At 70.8% G+C, this 1,160-nt stretch carries 1 protein-coding gene and 1 pseudogene; both read left to right on the top strand.

Features of this window, described 5'->3' with window-relative positions; all coding sequences use genetic code 11:
* Positions 1 to 1,029 (top strand): ISAs1 family transposase (locus ACFW2E_RS47410; RefSeq protein WP_384478518.1); only part of this gene is annotated, 1,029 nt, incomplete at its 5' end.
* Positions 1,030 to 1,081: 52 nt separating this feature from the next.
* A pseudogene (locus tag ACFW2E_RS47405) lies at positions 1,082 to 1,160 on the top strand (IS5/IS1182 family transposase); the annotation flags it as partial.

Below are 1,160 nucleotides of genomic sequence, written 5' to 3'. Positions count from 1 at the left end.
GTCCTGGCCGGAGCGAAGTCCCTGGCCGCGATCGCGGAGTGGGCCGCCGACGCCCCGCCCAACGTCCTGGCCCGGCTCGGTGGCCCATGCCGGGAGCCGGACCGCGGCCCCGTCGCCCCGGCCGAGGCCACCGTGCGTCGTGTCCTCCAACGCATCGACGGCGACGCGCTGGATACAGCCGTCGGAAGTAGGCTCGCCGGGCGCGAACGCGCCGCCGGCCAGGAGGAGAACGACAGCGACCGGCGGCCCCTGCCCTCCCTCGCCGTGGACGGCAAGACCGTGCGCGGTGCCCGCCGCACCGACGGCACCCAGGTCCATCTGCTCGCCGCGATGACGGGGGCCGGTCTGGTCACCGCCCAGCGCGAGGTGGACGCCACGACCAACGAGATCACCGTCTTCCAGCCCCTGCTTGCCCCGCTCAACCTGCACGGCACGGTGGTCACCTTCGACGCCCTCCACTCGCAGACCGCCCACGCGCGCTTCCTCGTCGAGGACAAGCACGCCCACTACATCGCGCTGATCAAGGGCAATCAGCCCACCCTGCACCAGTGGCTGAAGGCCCTGCCATGGCGGGAAGTGCCACTCCTGGACAAGACGCGGGCCACCGCGCACGGCCGCGACGAGATCCGCCGGATCAAGGCCGCCGCCGTCGCCGGGATCGCGTTCCCACACGCGGTGCAGGCCGTCCAGATCGTGCGCCGCCGACGGATCGTCACCACCGGCAAGGTCACCCTGGAACGCATCTACGGGGTGACCGACCTGACCGCGGAGCAGGCCGACGCAACCGAGATCGCCCGCCGCGTCCGCGGCCACTGGGGCATCGAGAACAAGATCCACCACGTCAGGCACACCACGTACGCCGAGGACGCCTCCCGCGTACGCACCGGCACCGCTCCACGTGCCATGGCATCCCTGCGTAACCTGGCCATCGGCGCTCTCCGACTCGGCAACCAGACGAACATCGCCGCTGGACTCCGCCACCACACCCGCGACGCCAACCGTCCACTGATCACCCTCGGCATCATGTGATCAACCAGGACACATCACCTGAACGACGCGGCCCTGCCACCAGAGGCTTCGTGTGCTTGTCTACCCGTCGGGCGTCGACGTGTCCAGTTCTGCCCTGCGCTTCCTGTCCGCCAAGCTCCGTCAGCGCCGCC

The organism is Streptomyces sp. NPDC058964 (genome assembly GCF_042741275.1).
In the GTDB taxonomy this organism is placed as follows: Bacteria; Actinomycetota; Actinomycetes; order Streptomycetales; family Streptomycetaceae; genus Streptomyces.
Note: the sequence above shows the minus strand (reverse complement) of the source record. Positions and strands in the feature narration are given on the sequence as shown.